14 protein-coding genes and 2 pseudogenes are annotated in these 16388 nt (G+C 67.0%); 7 read left to right on the top strand and 9 right to left on the bottom strand.

What is annotated here, in order from left to right:
• Positions 1 to 42 precede the first annotated feature (42 nt).
• From ACZZ93_RS09955 to ACZZ93_RS09940, 4 genes are all read left to right on the top strand, one after another.
• Positions 43 to 969, top strand: a complete 927-nt coding sequence (locus tag ACZZ93_RS09955) for a DUF2510 domain-containing protein (protein ID WP_463510989.1) — start codon at positions 43 to 45, stop codon at positions 967 to 969.
• 93 nt (positions 970 to 1062) lie between these two features.
• Positions 1063 to 1641 carry a DUF7255 family protein gene (locus tag ACZZ93_RS09950; RefSeq protein ID WP_463510988.1) on the top strand — a complete coding sequence of 193 codons (579 nt, stop codon included), beginning with the start codon at positions 1063 to 1065 and terminating at the stop codon, positions 1639 to 1641.
• Between the two features lie 41 nt (positions 1642 to 1682).
• The gene (locus ACZZ93_RS09945) at positions 1683 to 2297 is read left to right on the top strand and encodes an HAD family hydrolase (protein WP_463510987.1); all 615 of its coding nucleotides are present in this window, start codon (positions 1683 to 1685) and stop codon (positions 2295 to 2297) included.
• Between the two features lie 754 nt (positions 2298 to 3051).
• Complete coding sequence (locus ACZZ93_RS09940) at positions 3052 to 3540, top strand: hypothetical protein (protein ID WP_463510986.1); 489 nt, start codon at positions 3052 to 3054, stop codon at positions 3538 to 3540.
• A gap of 92 nt (positions 3541 to 3632) precedes the next feature.
• Here ACZZ93_RS09940 and ACZZ93_RS09935 read toward each other — a convergent pair whose 3' ends face one another.
• From ACZZ93_RS09935 to ACZZ93_RS09905, 7 genes are all read right to left on the bottom strand, one after another.
• Entirely contained in the window at positions 3633 to 4553 is a 921-nt protein-coding gene (locus ACZZ93_RS09935) for a metallophosphoesterase (protein ID WP_463510985.1), read from the bottom strand.
• 40 nt (positions 4554 to 4593) lie between these two features.
• A complete protein-coding gene (locus tag ACZZ93_RS09930) occupies positions 4594 to 5628 on the bottom strand; it encodes a LacI family DNA-binding transcriptional regulator (RefSeq protein WP_463510984.1) in 1035 nt (344 codons plus the stop codon).
• Positions 5625 to 7418 (bottom strand): ABC transporter permease, encoded by a 1794-nt coding sequence (locus ACZZ93_RS09925; RefSeq protein ID WP_463510983.1) that lies wholly within the window; start codon positions 7416 to 7418, stop codon positions 5625 to 5627. Before ACZZ93_RS09925 ends, ACZZ93_RS09930 begins: the two co-directional genes overlap by 4 nt.
• An 82-nt stretch (positions 7419 to 7500) precedes the next feature.
• On the bottom strand, positions 7501 to 8517 hold the full coding sequence (locus tag ACZZ93_RS09920; protein ID WP_463510982.1) for an ABC transporter ATP-binding protein: 1017 nt from the start codon (positions 8515 to 8517) through the stop codon (positions 7501 to 7503).
• A gap of 45 nt (positions 8518 to 8562) precedes the next feature.
• On the bottom strand, positions 8563 to 9639 hold the full coding sequence (locus ACZZ93_RS09915) for an extracellular solute-binding protein (RefSeq protein ID WP_463510981.1): 1077 nt from the start codon (positions 9637 to 9639) through the stop codon (positions 8563 to 8565).
• Positions 9640 to 9913: 274 nt separating this feature from the next.
• Positions 9914 to 11617 carry a dipeptide ABC transporter ATP-binding protein gene (locus ACZZ93_RS09910; RefSeq protein ID WP_463510980.1) on the bottom strand — a complete coding sequence of 568 codons (1704 nt, stop codon included), beginning with the start codon at positions 11615 to 11617 and terminating at the stop codon, positions 9914 to 9916.
• A gap of 124 nt (positions 11618 to 11741) precedes the next feature.
• A complete protein-coding gene (locus ACZZ93_RS09905) occupies positions 11742 to 12650 on the bottom strand; it encodes a LysR family transcriptional regulator (protein WP_295100963.1) in 909 nt (302 codons plus the stop codon).
• Positions 12651 to 12782: 132 nt separating this feature from the next.
• Here ACZZ93_RS09905 and ACZZ93_RS09900 point away from each other — a divergent pair.
• From ACZZ93_RS09900 to ACZZ93_RS09890, 3 genes and pseudogenes are all read left to right on the top strand, one after another.
• Positions 12783 to 13925: pseudogene (locus ACZZ93_RS09900) on the top strand (enolase C-terminal domain-like protein); the annotation flags it as partial.
• Between the two features lie 524 nt (positions 13926 to 14449).
• Positions 14450 to 14848, top strand: a pseudogene (locus ACZZ93_RS09895) (NAD(P)-dependent oxidoreductase); the annotation flags it as partial.
• A gap of 70 nt (positions 14849 to 14918) precedes the next feature.
• Positions 14919 to 15068, top strand: coding sequence for a hypothetical protein (locus ACZZ93_RS09890; protein ID WP_463511782.1), 150 nt, complete (start codon positions 14919 to 14921; stop codon positions 15066 to 15068).
• A 36-nt stretch (positions 15069 to 15104) separates the two neighbouring features.
• On the opposite strand, the gene ACZZ93_RS09885 is transcribed toward ACZZ93_RS09890, so the two are convergent.
• Complete coding sequence (locus ACZZ93_RS09885; RefSeq protein ID WP_463510979.1) at positions 15105 to 15830, bottom strand: sulfite exporter TauE/SafE family protein; 726 nt, start codon at positions 15828 to 15830, stop codon at positions 15105 to 15107.
• A 7-nt stretch (positions 15831 to 15837) separates the two neighbouring features.
• A complete protein-coding gene (locus ACZZ93_RS09880; protein ID WP_463510978.1) occupies positions 15838 to 16224 on the bottom strand; it encodes an ABC transporter permease in 387 nt (128 codons plus the stop codon).
• Positions 16225 to 16388 lie beyond the last annotated feature (164 nt).

Here is a 16388-nt window from a genome sequence, read left to right as displayed (position 1 = left end):
ACGCGAGCCGAATCGCTCACAGCATTCTGCCAGGATGAGCGCATGACAACACCGACTGAAACTCCCGCCGGCTGGTACGACGACGGCTCTGGCCGTCAGCGCTGGTGGGATGGTCAGCAATGGGGGAACTTCGCCGACGAGGCCGAGACTCGGGCTCCCGTCGCGACCCTCGACCCTGCCTCCGCTGAGCCTCCGACGAAGAAGAAGCTCAACGTGCTTGCCCTCGCGTCCGCAATCGTCGCGGCCGTTGGCTTCATCTTCGCCTGCATCCCCGGCGCGCTCATCGTCGGCTGGATCCTGCTGCCGATCGCTTTCGTGCTGAGCATCGTCTCTCTGTTCCTCAAGGGGGACAAGAAGTGGCTCGGCATCGTCGGACTCATCGTTTCGATCATCGGAACTATCGTGGGTGTCGTCGTGTTCCTCGGAGTCATCGCGAACGCGGCGAATGACGCGTTCGGAGGTGGTGACACCACGGTCAGCCAGCCCGCCGAGTCGGAGCAGCCCGAGGAGGACGCAGCCGAGGAGCCGGCCGAAGAGGCACCTGCGGAGGCCGCTCAGGGCTCTCGCGATAACCCGGCTCCGGTGGGGACGGAGATCAGTAACAGCGACTGGAGTGTCGTCGTCAACTCGGTGAACCCCGACGGAAACGCCGTCGTGTCCGAGGCGAATCAGTTCAACGAGCCGGCTCCGGCAGGCTCGCACTACGTGATCGTCAACTACACGGTGACGTACAAGGGTGCTGACTCTAGCTACGCGGCCGAGGTGATGCTCGACCTCGTCACTTCGACCGGGAACGTCGTCAACGGCTATGACGCTCTCGTGGTGCTTACGGACGGTATGGGCCTCGACGAGCTGTACACCGACGCTTCGGCCACCGGATCGCAGGCGTTCCTCGTGCCGGACGGGGAGACCTTCCTCGTCCGGGTGCAGCCTGGCATCCTCGCTGATGAGGCATTCATTCAGCCGTAATTCGTCTCTACGGTCAAAAGGCTCCGACCCCGCGATCAACCGGGTCGGAGCCTTTCGCTTCACTCCGAGCAGTGAGAACGAGGAAGGAACGCTATGCCCGTCGGTGAAGTCGAAGCTGCGGTATCTGCGATGGCAAGTGCTGACGGGATTGCACTCGTCCGCACGCCGCGGGTCGAATGGCTGAACACGCACGGCCACCTCGAACTCCCGCCGCAGGCTGCGGCTGTTCAGCCCGCGTTGCAGCGAGTGTTCGAACAACTCGGGGGCGACGAACGAGAACAGCGATCAAAGCAACTCCGCACTCTTCCGAGCGACCTCTTCCATGTGGCGTCAGGAACGATGGTTGAGGTCGACGAAGTCCAGCACTTCACGTCGTTCCGAGCACTGACTATTCGGGAGTCTCTAGGCGCTGCAAGCGACATCGAGACCGAGTACCTCGAACTCTGCCGGGAGTGGAGATCGGTGGCTGATAAGTACCGCGCTTCCAAGACTGCGAAGGGTTTCCCGGGACCTTTCGGGAGAGCGCGCCAGCGCGCGTACAACGACCTTCTGCGAGATCTCGTGGCACCCGCAATGGGGTACCGGCTGATCCGCGTCCCCGCGCCGAAGTTGTCAGGGCAAGAGGCGTATAGCCTCGCTTCGGCGAAGCTTCAGCAACTTCGGTCCATCTGAGAGCTGTCGTGCGCGGATTGGCGGACAGCTATGGTGATCCGGTGCTTTCCATCCGTACCGTGCTCTTCGACCTCGATGGCGTCGTCCGTCATTTCGAGTCGGAGAACGTCGCAAGTATTGAGCGAGCTCACGAACTCGAACCAGGCTCCATCGAGGCCATCGCCTTCGCTCCACACCATCTCGAGCAGGTGACGACCGGCCGCATCTCTCGCCGCGAGTGGGTTGAGCGGATCGGTGAAGAGCTCGGCAACGCTGAGGCTGCCGATGGATGGGGGAGTCAGCCCTTCCGCGTCGACGAGGAGGTGCTCGACCTTGTCGATGAACTGCGAGCGAACGGCATCCGCACTGCGATCTTGACCAACGGGACCGACACTATTCCGGACGAGGTCGCTTCGATCAACCTCGGCTCTCACTTCGAGTCTGTCTTCAACTCCGCTGAGATCGGGTGGACGAAGCCCGACGCGCGGGCGTTCCAGCACGTGCTCGATGAGATGCAGCTCGCACCGCAGGAGGTGTTCTTCACCGATGATTCGGCGAGCAAGCTCGTCGGGGCGGAGGAGCTCGGGATGCTGACGCATCACTTCACGGGAGTGGCGGGACTTCGGGAGTCACTGCGCGCGTTGGGAGCACTTCGCACGGCTCGAAGTGATGCGTAGGTGGTTGACTCTGCGCGGTCTTGGGGCCACTGATCTGCCTGTTACCGCCCGCTGCGGGGCAGGGCCGTTGGAGTCTCAACGCTGTGGGGGCAGGATCAACATGGTGTCGTATGAGTGAACTTCACCGTTGACGTCTCCGACGCTCGTGATCGTGTAGGGGCTGAGATTCAGCGTGTCGCCCGCATACAGCGGTGTCAGGTACGCCTGATTCGTCGGCTCCACCGAGTGCAAGCTGCCGCGTCGAACCGCATTCAGCGCCTCGAACGAGTAGTGCCCAACGCAGAGCCGATCGCGGATTGCATCCTTGGAATCCCCGGTGCGACCAAGTACGAAGCGAGAGTCCCATCCTCCGCGTAGCTCACTGTGCCTTCAGCTCCCGCCCGCGCGCCGAAATCGGCCATGGCCGCGTATAGGTCCACATCAAGCAGCTCATCGCTCAAGATCGTGGAATCGCCGCGGGGCAGCCGGCATTCTGGCGATTCTTCGGGCACTGGCGTCCCGCTGGGCCCTGGCTCCGCGCTTGCACCATCCGCTGTTGTGACCGTCGCTGGTTTTTCGACAGCTTCTGGAGCCAAGGCCGTGCACCCGACGAGCGCTGCAGTGCAGAAGGCAGAGACGAGGGCGACCGTGAGGACGTTTGTGCGTTTCCACATGACCGCACGCTATCCAATGCCTGCACTACGACACCAGCTACCGCACATCCTCTACCCTCATGGCGTCCTGCCGCTGCCGGCCGGACGAGTAAGTTGAAGCCATGTCGCTCCTTCGAACCGGCCGCCTCCCGCTTTATGGCGCCGCCTTCGTCGTCTTGGTGCTCGGCAGTCTGACCGGTTGCGCTTCGTCCCCGAACCTAGGGGACGAGACCTCGACGGCGCACCCCTCGACAGCAACGCCGACACCCACACCGACGTCGACTGCCGCAGATGATGAAGCAACCTGTGCGGCGCTAGGCGACGTGCGGACCATTCTTTACAACTCGCGAGCCGCGTTCGAAACCGATCGCATGAGTCAGGACGAGCTGGACCTGTGGGCGGACCTCGCCTCTCGGGTTCTCAGCAACACCCCTAGTGCCGACCACGGGCCGATAGCCGACGCGGTCGACGCCGTGAAAGAGGCGGCTCCTGATGGGCAATCGCTTCTCGGGGCCTTCGCGTTAGGAGCGCATGACCCCACCGCGGACCTCGCGGCTGCGTGCGAAGCCGCCGGCTTCGCTGTTGTCATGTCCGGGTTTGTTGGCGGCTGACGGAAGACTGACCAGGGCACGGGCCCTGCCATCAGTGCGACTATGACCCAACCGCTCTGACCGCCTCGCGTCCCGTGACACATCTGACCCGCTCAACGACCGAGGGGTCGCTCCCGCCAGCTAATCCCCCGCCCAGCGATCCTTCTCCCGGCCTCCTCCGCCGCCACCGGTTCCCCCACATCCGCTCCGACCTCGAGCCCCACGACCGAGTGCACGATCGTCCCGTCATACACGTGCACGAGGTTGTACCCCTGCGCAGCATCCTGGCCACGCGTCGCTCCGACCGGCTGTGCCAGATCCTGCCCGTAGGCGCTCGACGACGCGGCCGCGACCGGAATCCCCGCGAACGTCCCGAATGACGGGTGATGCACGTGGCCCGACAGGATCCCGCGCACATCCGACCCCGCCAGCACCTCGGCCAGCGCCGCCTGCTCACGCAACTCCACAGTGACCGCAAGGTCGAGCACCGTCGGCAGTGGCGGGTGATGGATCAGCAGCAGTGAACCCGCCGGCGCGGGCGTAGCCAGCTCGGCCGCCAACCACTCCAACTGCGCCTCATCGACCCGACCCCAGTGCTGCCCGGGAACCGTCGAATCCAGCACGATCACCCGCATCCCGCCAAACCACCGCACCTCGACCACGGCATCCGAACCGGCACCTGCGGTACCGGAAACCGGCGTCTCCAGAGAGAGCCCCAACTCCGCCCGCATCGCCCCGCGCTCGTCGTGGTTGCCCATGGCCCACACGACCTCGCACCCCAGCGCCTCCACCGCCGGCGCGACCAGCTCCCGCAACCGCCGATACGACGACGCGTCGCCCCGGTCAGCCAGATCCCCCGTGAACAACAGAGCGTCAGGGCGAAGCCCCGAAGACACCAACCGCGACAACACAGAAGCGAGATTCGCATCGGCATCCGCGCCGCTGCCATACAGCGGCGCGCGTTCACCGGGAAGGTGCGTATCGGAGATGTGCACGAAGGTGTGCGATGGGCGAGAGTGCTCGGTGAGGATCATTTCTCTTCCAGTGAGACGACGAACAAGTACAGGACAGAAGTCAGACGGGAGCGGCAGTCGACCCGGGCACGAGGGTTCCTACGAACGGCTGCCGCACGGTCTCCGACGAATCCGAATCAGCATCAGAACTGAGCAACCGCTGCATCGTCTCCACAGCCGCAGCCGCGACGGCCTCGACCGGAATCCGCAGTGTCGTCAGCCCCAGCAGGTCGGCACCGGGCAGGATGCCGTCGCACCCCGTCACGCTCACATCGCCGGGCACAGACAACCCCGCAGCACGCAAAGCGCGCATGACCGCGAGCTGCCGATAGTCGGACGCGCACATGACGGCGGTCGCTCCGGAGCGCACGGCATCCAGCGCCTCATCCACTCCATCGGTCGGGGCAGCCCCCGCAGACACCCGAGTTACCGACGCCCCACCAGCGACCAACGTCGACTCCATCGCCGACGCCCGCAGATGCTCCGCGAACGACACGTCCTCCGCGCCGGAGAGCACGACGACCCGACGGTGCCCCAACGGCAGAACATGCGACGCCAACATCCGCCCATGCGAGGGATCGTCGTAGTGCGCGGTATGAATCCCCTCGGCCGTCTCCACCCGCCCCGCGCGCACGATCGGCACCTGGTCGGCGAACGGCTCGAGCTGCGCGGCCGTGATGCCACCGGTCGCGACGATGAGTCCGGCGACGCGCATGCCGAGCAGCCGGTGCAGCGCGTTGACCTGCTCGGCGCCCTGCTCGTCGGCGCCAATGGTCACGGTCACGAGGTCGAGGCCACGCCTGTGTGCTTCATCCTGCAGCCGCGAGAACAGCAGACCGTAGGCCGGGTTGCTCGCGTCGCGCAGCATCAGTCCGACGGTTCCGGTGCGGCCGGCGGCGAGCTCGGCGGCCATTGTGTTGCGCACGTATCCGAGGCGCTCGGCTTCGGCGAGGATCCGCTCCTGCGTCTCAGGAGCGAAGCGCCCCTCGCCCTTCAACGCCCTGGTCGCGGTGGCCCGGGAGACCCCGGCGGCCGCCGCGACATCGCTGACCGTGACACGCAGCCCCGGAGCATCCGAAGGCGATGCACCACTCACGCGCGCGCCTTCTTGGCCTTGCGGGGCGCTCCGGCGCGCGAACCTCGTCCATACACGAGATACATGGTGACACCCATGATGATCATCAGCAGAACTGTGTAGACGAACGTGATCGGCATCGCGTCGAGATTGTTCTCGCCGCGCGTGCTCTCTTGGATCGCCACACCGAGCGGCTTGAACAGCGGGTGGTAGAGGAAGATCGCCGCGTCGTAGTCGTCGAGCAGGCTGTTGAAGTTCAGCGCCGTGATCGCCGCGGCCGTCGGCAGCACCAGCGGCACCAGCACCTTGCGGAACGTCGTCAGCGACTTCGCACCGAGGATGCGCGAGGCGTCTTCGAGCGAATCGGGAACGGACGCGAACCCGGCCTTGAGCAGGCGCAGCGTGAACGGGATCTTCACGCAGATGTACGCGATGAGCAGCAGGATCGGCGTGCCCGTGAGCACGAATCCGCCCACGATCGCCCGCGGCTCGTCGAACGCGGTCACCAGGGCGAGCGCGATCAGCACGATCGGCAGGATCCACGGGATGTGCAGCACGTACTCGATCGCGGTGGTCAGCAGGTTGCGGTGCTTCTGCAGCATCCGCGCCACGAACAGCAGACCGCCGACCACGACCAGCGAGGCCACGGCGCTGTAGACGACGCTGACGATGAACGGACGGATCGCCTCGGCGCTCGAGAACACGGTGATGTAGTTGTCGAGCGTGAAGCTGTCGAGGGTGATGGACCCGGCGAGGATGCTGCGCGCATCGACGAACGAGAAGATCACGATCAGCACGACCGGGATCAGGTAGATCACCCACAGCAGGTAGGCGATGACGTGCACGACGACGTTCGCGAACGGGTTGCGGATCCTCTGCTTCTGGATCGGCGTCGCCACCTTCGCGACCGAGAAGTACACGCCCGACTTCTCGAAGCGGTTCATGACCGCGAGCAGGATGATCGTCGCGATGCCGAGCACGATCGCCAGGAGAGCTGCGATATCACGCGTGATGGGGCTGCGCGAGAGGTCGATGATCAGCGGCGCGACCGTCTGGAAGTCGGGTCCGCCGAGCACGAGCGGAGCCGTCAGCGCCCCGAGTCCGATGAGGAATGTGAGCACCGTGACGGCGAACAGCATCGGCTTCATCACCGGCAGCACGATGCGGCGCAGGATCGTCCAGGTGGACGCTCCCATGAGCTTCGCCGCCTCGATCGACGCGTAGTCGACCTTGCCGAGGGATGACGAGAGGAACAGCATGTGGTTCGTCGTGGTCGCGAACGTCATCACGAAGACGACCGCGAAGTATCCCGAGAACCAGTCGCGGTCCATGTCGGGCCACCAGTTGACCATCATGTTCGTGAAGAACCCGAACCGGCCGTAGATGAAGTTGTAGCCGGCGGCCAGCACGATGCCGCCGTAGATCAGGGTCGTGGCATAGCCGAGCCAGAGGATCTTCGCCCCGCGCACCTGGAAGTACTTCGTCACCAGCACGATGAACACACCGACCACGTTGACCGTGATCGACAGCGTGACCGCGAGCAGGAAGCTGTTGCCGAGGGTCTTCAGCGCACGCTCGCTGCCGAACAGCTTCTCGACGGCACGGATGCTGAACTGCCCGTCGGGGAAGAACGTGACCCCGAGCAGGGCGGCGTTGGGAAGTACGAGGAACGCGGCGGCGAACCAGATCACGATGATGCCCGTGATCCACGCGAGGGGCGAGCGGAGCATCGCCTTCACGCTGCCGGGGCGCCCTCTCTTGTTGAGCCGCGGTCCCGCCGTCTGACCCTCGACGACAGCTTTGGTCGTCAAGGAGCCGGCTTCTCCGGTCACGGCCGCTGAGGGCGGGACCGCGGGGTGTGAGGGGTTCTGGGGGTTCCGAGCATCCGACATGTCACGCCGCCGGATACTGCAGGATCCAGCGCGGGTCCACGTCGACCCGCACTGCGTCGCCGGGGTCCCACTGGCGCGCGCTCGCCGCAGCGGGAACGCTGACGCGCAGCGCAGCATCCTCTGCCGTCACCGTGTAGACGCTGTGGCTGCCGTGGTACGTGCGATCGACGATCGTGCCGGCGAGCGACGCGGATGCCGTCGAGCTGTCGCCCGCCTCGGCGAGGTGCAGCTTCTCGGGCCGCACGTAGCTCTCGGCCGTGGCGTCGAGTCCGCCGCCGAGGCTCGTGATCTGCGCCGGGCTGAGACGGTTGTTCTCGCCGATGAAGCGGCAGACGAACGGCGTCGCGCTGCGGTCGTAGATCTCCTCGGGAGTGCCCACCTGCTGCAGCGTGCCGGCGTCGAGCACGGCGATGCGATCGCTGAGGGTGAGCGCTTCTTCTTGATCGTGCGTGACGTAGACCGTGGTCACGCCGACCTCGTGCTGCAGGTCTTTCAGCTGTTCGCGCAGCTGCACGCGCAGCTTCGCGTCGAGGTTCGACAGCGGCTCATCGAGCAGCAGGATGCTGGGGGTCAGCGCGAGAGCGCGGGCGATGGCCACACGCTGCTGCTGCCCGCCCGAGAGCTCCGAGACGTTCTTCTCGAGCTGCGACGGAGCGAGCCCCGTGCGGTCGGCGATCTCGTCGACGCGGCGACGCTGCTCGGCCTTCGACGTCTTCTGGATCGAGAGGCCGAACGCGATGTTCTCGCGCACGTTCATGCTGGGGAAGAGTGCGTAGTTCTGGAACACCATCCCCACGCCGCGCTTCTCGCTCGGCACGCGAGTGACATCACGGCCGTTGATGTGGATGCGACCGCCCGTCGGCTCGACGAACCCGGCGAGTGTGCGGAGGGCGGTGGTCTTGCCGCATCCGGACGGACCCAGGAGGGTGAAGAACTCACCCTCCTGGATCTCCAGATCGAGGTGCGAGACCGCGCGGTGATCGCCGAACGCGACCTCGACATCTTCGAAACGGATCATGGTGTCTTTCCGGCTAGTGCGAGAGGAGGGTGGTGTCGTGCAGAATCAGCCGATGTACTCGAGCGTGACCTTCTCGACCCAGGCGCCGAGGTTCTCGCTCACGAAGCCGAAGTCGATGTCCTGACGGTCGAGGGTGCCCATGAGCTCGACGACCTCGGGGTTGGCCTGCTCGACCGCACCCTCGTTGACGGGCATCGAGTTGAACTCGGCCGCGAACTCGCCCTGCACCTCGGCGCTGCCGAACCAGTCGATGAACTCCTGGGCCTTCTCCTCATTGCCGGTGCCGTTGATCTGCGCGATCTGCTCGGTGACATACGGCACGCCGTAGTCGGGCACGATCATGCCGGTCTTCGTGCCGTACTCCTCGTCGCGCGCCGCGATGCCGCTCGAGGGCAGCACGCCGTAGTCGATCTCGCCACGCGTGATGCGGGCGTAGAGGTCGGTGCCCTCGACCGCGGGCGATCCGTTGGCGTAGTACGACTTCACCAGGTCCCAGCCCTCGTCGCTGACGCCGAGGTCGCCGTCTTCGTCGAGGTAACGCGACAGGATGCTGGCGAGCACGAGCTGCGGGGTGGCCTGGCCGAGCGCCGGGTTGACCTCGTAGCGGCCCGCGTACTCCTCGTCGGTCCAGAGGTCCTCCTCATCGGAGGGGGCGTCGGTGATGGTGTTCTCGTCATAGACCGTGACGATGGCCTGCTCGACGAGCGGCCAGAACGCGCCGTCAGCGGGGTCGCCGGCATCGGCCGGAACCTCGCCGCTCCACTCGGGCTCGTACGCCGTGATCGCCTCTTCGGCCTTGAGCTGCTCGAAGAACATGTTGTTCAGACCGAACACCACGTCGCCGACGGGGTTGTTCTTCTCGGCGATGATGCGGTTGGTGAGGTCGGCGCCGCCGAGGCCCACGATCTCGATGTCGATGCCGGCATCCGCGGCCTTCTCGGTGATCCACTCACCACGGCCGTCGCTGTTCGAGTTGGTGTAGACGATGAGGGTCGCATCCGACCCGCCGTCGCTCGAGCCGCCATCGGTCTCGGTGCTGCCGCCTGCGCAGCCGGTCAGGGTCACGGCCGCCACCGCAGCGATTCCCAGGAGAGACCAGCGCTTCTTTCGGATGTCGACCATGGTCGCCTTTCTCGTCATCGAGGTATGTCTGATCCGACTTTACCGCGATGTTGTGGTTTACGTACAACGATCTGTCTGATTCTTAGCCGCGTTCGCGCGACCGCACTCAAGATAGGCGTCCGAGGTGAACGCGCGGGGAGCGCGAAGTGAACTGTCGCCGCTGTGCCTCGCCTGGCGCCTGATGCCTGTGCCGTGGGTGGTCAGTAATGCACCTGAAGTGGCCGTACGGGATGCGAAAGTGACCACTCACGCGCGGTCGAACCGAGGGCGAGCGTCAGGCGGAGAACGCCGGAACGGCCTCGATCAGCATCCGCGTGTACTCCTCCTGCGGGCTCGTGAAGATCTGCGCGGCATCGCCGCACTCCACGAGCTTGCCGTGCTTGAGCACGGCGACGCGGTCGGCGGTCTCGGCGACGACACCGAGGTCGTGCGTGATGAAGAGGTAGCTCAGCTCGCGCTCGCGCTGCAGTTCGTCGAGCAGCGCGAGGATCTGCGCCTGCACCGACACGTCGAGCGCCGAGACGGCCTCGTCGAGCACGAGGAACTCCGGGTCAAGCGCGAGAGCGCGGGCGATGGCCACGCGCTGCCGCTGGCCGCCGGACAGCTCGTCGGGGAACCGACCCAGCATCCCGTCGGGAAGAGCGACCTGCTCCGACAGCTCGACGGCGCGCTTCGACCTCGACGACCGATCGCCCTCGCCGAACGACAGCAGCGGCTCGGTGATGAGCTGCTCGATCGTCATGCGCGGATTCAGGGAGTCGAACGGGCTCTGGTAGACCATCTGGAACCGCCGCCGCAGCTGACGCAGCTTCTCGCCCTTGAGGTGGGTGATGTCTTCGCCGGCGAACGAGATGGATCCCGAAGTCGGCTCCTCCAGCCGCAGCACGAGTCGCGCGAGCGTGCTCTTGCCCGACCCCGACTCGCCCACGGCGAGCGTCTCGCCGCGCCGCACCTCGAGAGAGACGGCGTCGACGGCGGTCAGCGAGCGGCGCTCGCCCTCGCCCTTGGGCAGCGGGAAGACCTTGGTGAGCTCGGAGACGCGGACGATCGGCTCGCCGCCGAACTCGATGCGGGCCTGGGTGGATGCCGTCCGCCGCTCATGCGCGCTCAGCCGTGGTGCGGCGGCGATGAGCTTGCGGGTGTACTCGTGCGTCGGCGCGGTCATCACCTGCGCCGCCGGTCCGGAGTCCACGATCTCGCCCTGCTTCATGACGACGACCCGGTCGGCTCGCTCGGCCGCCATGCCCAAGTCGTGGGTGATGAGCAGGATCGCGGTGCCCAGCTCCTGCGTCAGGTTCGCGAGGTGGTCGAGGATCTGCTTCTGCACGGTGACGTCGAGGGCGCTCGTCGGCTCGTCGGCGATGATCAGGCTCGGCTGCGCGGCCAGCGCTCCCGCGATCAGCGCACGCTGTTTCATGCCGCCCGAGAACTGGTGCGGATACTGCTTCGCCCGCTCGGCCGGATACGTCAGTCCCGCCATCTCGAGCAGTTCGACGGCACGATCATGCGCGTCGTGCTTGGTCGCGAGTCCGTGCACGAGCAGCGGCTCCGCCACCTGCACCCCCACGCGTCGCACCGGGTTGAGAGAGAGCGCGGGGTCTTGGGGCACGAGTCCGATCAGACGGCCCCGGATGCTGCGCCAGCGGCGCTCGCTCAGCGGGATCAGGTCTTCGCCGTCGAACTCGATGCGCCCGCCGGTGACCTCGGCGTTCGGCGCGAGGAGGTTCATGATCGACTGCGCGACCGTGCTCTTGCCGGATCCGGATTCGCCGACGATCGCGACCACTTCTCCGCGGCCCACACTGAGGTTCACCCCACGCACCGCATCGACCTCGCGGTCGCCGATCCGATAGGCGACGCGCAGATCCTCGACGCGCAGGATGTCGTCACGCGCGGCGGGTCGGCCGCCGGGTGTCGGGTTCACGGCCTCGCTGGGTCGGGCGGACTCATCGGCGGTCGCGGCGATGTCCTTCGGCATGCGTCCTCCTCGTCGAGCACGGGTCGTGTCATCAGCACTGATCATCTTCTCGTTCACGCTAGGCGTGGGGATTCATCCCGATCAAGCACTACATCGGCATTGGGCAATGCGCCCACTGCATGGATCAGGCGTCGTGATCCACGTCGTCGATCAGATTCAGCAGACGCTCGACGAGGGGATTGTGCGACTCGGAGTTCCACGCGATGTCGAGCTCGACGCTGTTCACCCGCGACGACGGATCGGCCTCGCTGATCGGCAGCAAGGTCACGGTGTCGGGAGAGATCCGCTCGGCGGACTGCGGCACGAGCGTGAACCCGATGCCGGCGCTGACCATCGCCAGCAGGGCGGGCACCTGCCCGGCGTACTGCACGATGTGCGGATGCACCCCGCTCGCCACGAACATCGACAGCAGCAGGTCGTGGAAGTAGCGCGCGCCGCTCGGGGAGTACATGAGCAGCGACTCGTCCTTGAGGTCGATGAGCTTCACGGGCTCGGCGCGCTGCGCCAGTGCCGAGTCGCTGGGGAGCGCCACCGCCAGCCGCTCGCGGTACACCGCGCGGCTGCTGATCTGCGGTCGGGCGAGCAGTGGCCGCATCAGGCCGATGTCGACCGTGCCCTTCTCGAGCTCTTCCACCTGGTCGAGCGAGACGAGTTCGCGCAGCAGCAGGGTGACGCCGGGCAGCTCGGCCGACGCGCGCCGCAGCAGATCGGGCACCACGGCCTGCCCGGCCATCGCGGTGTAGGCGATCGTGACGGTTCCGGCGGCGCCCTCGCCGACCGAGCGCACGTCCGAGACCGCCTTCGCCGCGAGGTCGATCAGGCGCCGCGCGTTGGGCAGCAGCGCGCGCCCGGCCTGGGTCAGCGCGACGCGACGGCTGGTGCGATCGAACAGTCTCGTCGACAGCTCGCGCTCGAGCTGCTGGATCTGCCGACTGAGCGGCGGCTGCGTCATCTTGAGCCGGGTCGCGGCCGCACCGAAGTGCAGTTCCTCCGCGACGGCGATGAAGCATTCGAGCTGTACCAGCGAGATCATCGATCCACTCCCGACATCAATCAGTGCGAGTTTTGGTTTGTCAGCGCATCTGTCCCCACCATAGTGTCGGAGAAACTCGATGACGCGGAATCCGTCGAAGCGGAGTCCCGGAGTCTCACCAACGGAGGCGTGATGTCCGAAGAGCTCCTGCTGTCTGTCCCGGCTGCCACGCGGTTGTCCGAGAACGCGGTGCGGTCCGTCCGCATCACGCCGGTCGCATTCCACGACCCGCCGCTGCTCAACACCGTCGGCGTGCACGAGCCGCTCGCGCTGCGCGCCATCGTGCAGGTGACCACCGAATCGGGCGTCGTCGGACTCGGCGAGACCTACGGCGACAGCGCGCACCTGCAGCGATTGCGGGTCGCCGCCGACGCCGTGCTCGGCTGCGACGTGTTCGCCACGAACGACCTGCGAGCGCGGGTCGAGCGCAGTGTGGCCGGCGACGGGGTGCAGGGCGGACATGGCATGTCGGGCATGGTCACCGGCACGAGCACCGGCGACCGCGTGCTCTCGCCGTTCGACGTGGCCGCCATCGACATCCGCGGCAAGCTGCTCGGCATGCCCGCCAGTGAGCTGCTGGGCGGACGCGTGCGGGATGCCGTGCCGTTCAGCGGCTACCTCTTCTACAAGTGGGCGGGCCATCCGGGTGAGGCATCCGACGAATGGGGCGAGGCGCTGACGCCGGACGGAATCGTCTCGCAGGCCCGTCGCATCGTCGACGCCTACGGCTTCACAGCGCTCAAGCTCAAGGCCGGTGTCCTCGCGCCCGACGACGAGATCGCCGCGATCCTCGCGCTGCGCGAGGAGTTCCCCGACCACCCCCTGCGCATCGATCCGAACGGCGCCTGGACCGTCGAGACCTCGCTGCGGGTCGCCGATGCGCTGAAGGACGTGCTCGAATACCTCGAAGACCCCACCCCGGGTCTCGAGGGCATGGCCGAGGTGCGCCGCCACACCGACCTGCCGCTCGCCACCAACATGTGCGTCGTCGCGTTCTCGCACATCGCGGATGCCGTGCGCCTCGGTGCGATCGACATCGTGCTCTCAGACCACCACTTCTGGGGAGGTCTCGAACGATCCCGGCTGCTCGCCGGCTTCGCCGAGACTCTCGGGTGGGGGCTCTCCATGCACTCGAACTCGCACCTCGGCATCAGCCTCGCCGCGATGACCCACCTCGCCGGTGCCACCCCCGGCGTCGGCTACGCGTGCGACACGCACTGGCCGTGGAAGCGCGAGGACGAAGACGTCATCGCCCCCGGCGCCCTGACCTTCAGGGACGGATCGCTGGCGGTGCCGACCGCGCCAGGACTCGGCGTCGAGCTCGACCCCGAGGCGCTCGCGCGGCTGCACAGGCAGTACCTCGACGGCGGCATCCGGGAGCGCGACGACACCGGCTACATGCAGCGCGTCGATCCCGGATACGTGCTCGAGAGCCCCGCTGGTGAACGCGCCGCTGCGCATCGCGGTCACCGATCCGATCATGTCGGCGTTCGCCGACGATCTGCGCCGCACAGCGCGCCCGCACGAGTGGGTGTTCGCCGACCTCGACGTGCCCGGTTCGACGCGAGTGGCGATCGAGGGCGCCGACGTGGTGATCTGCTCGCGACTCACGGTCGCCGAGATGGTCGGCGCCGATCACGTGCGACTCGTGCATGCGACGGGTGCGGGCGTCGACCGGGTGGAAGCCGGTGCCGTGCCCGAGGGTGTGCCGCTGTGCAACACCGGTCACCACGGCGCCGCGATCGCCGAGCACGTGATCATGACCGCACTCATGCTGCGCCGTCGCACGATCGACGCCGATGCCGAGATGCGTCGGGGAGTGGCGCACGATCGCCACGGCAGGCGCCCCGTACCATCGCTCGCTCGCCGGCAGCACCCTCGGACTGGTCGGCTACGGCGAGATCGGTCGCTCCGTCGCCCACCTCGCGAAGGCCTTCGGCATGCGCGTGGTCGCGATGCGCCGGCATCCGGACGCGGGCGGCCCCGGAACCGAGCTGCTCGATCAGGTGTACGGCGAGGATCAGCTGCATCCGCTGCTGCGGGAGAGCGATGTCGTCGTCGTCACCGCGCCGCTCACCGAGAGCACGCGAGGGATGATCGACGCCGACGCGCTCGCGCAGCTGAACGCCGACGCTCTGGTCATCAACGTCGCCCGCGGGGCGCTCATCGACGAGGACGCGCTGTTCTCGGCCCTCAGCGAGGGACGCATCGGAGGAGCGGCGATCGACGTCTGGTGGGAGGCGCCGCAGGGCGCGCAGGCTCCCCGTCGTGCAGAGATTCGCCACGCTCGATCGGGTCGTGCTCACCCCGCACCATTCGGGCCATGCCCGCGAGGTCTTCACGGCGCGGGCCGCCGACATCGCCCGCAACATCGACCTGCTCGACGCGGGCCTCCCACTCGAGCGTCAGGTGCGCTGAGGCGGCTGGCCGTGGGCGGAGCGCGGCGGCATCCGGTCAGAAGAGCTCGACGAGGCGGGTGACGATCAGCGTCACCGCGCCCAGAGCGGATGCGCCGAGTGCGATCGCGCGCGTGCGCCGACGGTTGAGGAACCGGTTCACGAAGCGCGACAGCACCACCCCGCCCACGGCGAACGGCGCCATCCAGGCCGCCGTGGCGAGGGCGTGCGTCGGCACCGCCCCCCACAGGAACAGGGCGATGAGCGACAGCGATGATCCGACGAGGAAGAACGCCGACATCGTGCCGCGCAGCCGCGGCCCGTCGGAGCCCTGCCAGATGATCGCCATCGGCGCCCCTCCGACCGACGTGGTCGTGCCCATGACACCCGACAGTGCCCCGGCCACCGCCTGCGTCGTCCTCGTCACTCTCGGGCGCCAGCCCCGCAGCGAGACGACGACTCCGAGCAGCACGACGACCGCGACCGCCCAGGAGAGCACGGTCGTCGACATCACGGTGACGAGACCCGCGCCGACGACGGTCCCGGGCACCCGCCCCGCCAACGCCCAGCCGGCCCCGCGCAGGTCGAGCGCCGCGCGATCCATCACCGCCACGATCAGCGTCACGACCATGGCGAGCATGATCACGAGCACCGGCAGCAGCGTCGTGTCGATCAGGGCGATGAAGGGTGCGGCCAGCATCCCCATTCCGAAGCCGATCGAGCCCTGCAGGCAGCCGGCGACGAGGATGACGGCCCCCAGCAGCACGAACTCGAGCGGCGTCACCGCGGACTCAGCGACGCGGGGCGATCGAGCCGATCACGCGACGGCGCTTCTTGCTCTGCAGACGCCAGCGCTGACCGGGATCGGTCGCGAGACGCAGCCACGCGGCCAGGACGTTCGCGCACACCGTGGTGATGACGATCGCGAGACCGGGGAGCACCGACTGCCACCACGCCTCGGCGAGGTACTGGCGTCCCTGCGAAACCATGAGGCCCCAGCTGACATCGGGCGGCTGGATGCCGATGCCGAGGAAGCTCAGCGACGACTCCGCCAGCATCACGTAGCAGAACTCCAGCGTCGCCAGCGTGACCAGCGTGGGCAGGACGTTCGGGACGATGTGCCGGAAGACGATGGCCTTGTTCGTGGCTCCGAAGTTCGTCGCGGCGTCGACGAACATCCTCGAGCGCAGCTCGGCGGCATCCGCTCGCGCCGTGCGCAGGTAGAGAGGATGCGGGTGATCGCGAGCACGAGCACGATGTTGGCCGCACTCGGGTTGAACACGTACAGGATCACGACGGCGAGCAGCAGCGAGGGGAAGCTCATGATGACGTCGGCGATGCG

This window comes from Microbacterium sp. AC026, from assembly GCF_979258475.1.
Note: the sequence above shows the minus strand (reverse complement) of the source record. Positions and strands in the feature narration are given on the sequence as shown.